Annotated in this window: 1 protein-coding gene; it reads right to left on the bottom strand. The window is 66.4% G+C overall.

Going from position 1 to position 378, the window contains the following annotated elements:
• On the bottom strand, positions 1 to 378 hold a 378-nt coding region (locus tag AC1DIX_RS28225), incomplete at both ends, for a hypothetical protein (RefSeq protein WP_477328679.1).

Genomic DNA, 378 nt, shown 5'->3' with positions numbered 1-378 from the left:
CAGCTGCTGCTCGACCGAGACGTCGCGAAGCTGGGCGACCACGGCAGCAAGCGCGCCTTCGCCGTCGCGCCGCGCGGTCATGTCCATCCGGAGATAGGCGAACTGGCGAAGATCACGCGAGACGCCCGGGCGGTCCAGCCTCAGGTCGACGCTGACGGCATCATCGCCCTGGCGCAGCTGATCGAGCGCCTGCAGGAAGAGGATGCGGTCGGAGACATGCACCTGCTCGATGAAGCCGCGGCCCTTGGGCTCGCGCATCCAGGCGAGATACTCGCTGATATCGCGGCCACCGGCCGAGGTGACGTTGCCCTGCGGATCGAGGAACAGGATCAGGCCCGCACTGTTTTGCAGGAAGAAGTCTTCGGCTGTCTCCGGGAT

Source organism: Massilia sp. 05N420, from assembly GCF_056397205.1.
The sequence above is the reverse complement of the archived record's forward strand: the minus strand, read 5'-3'. Positions and strand labels throughout refer to the sequence as shown.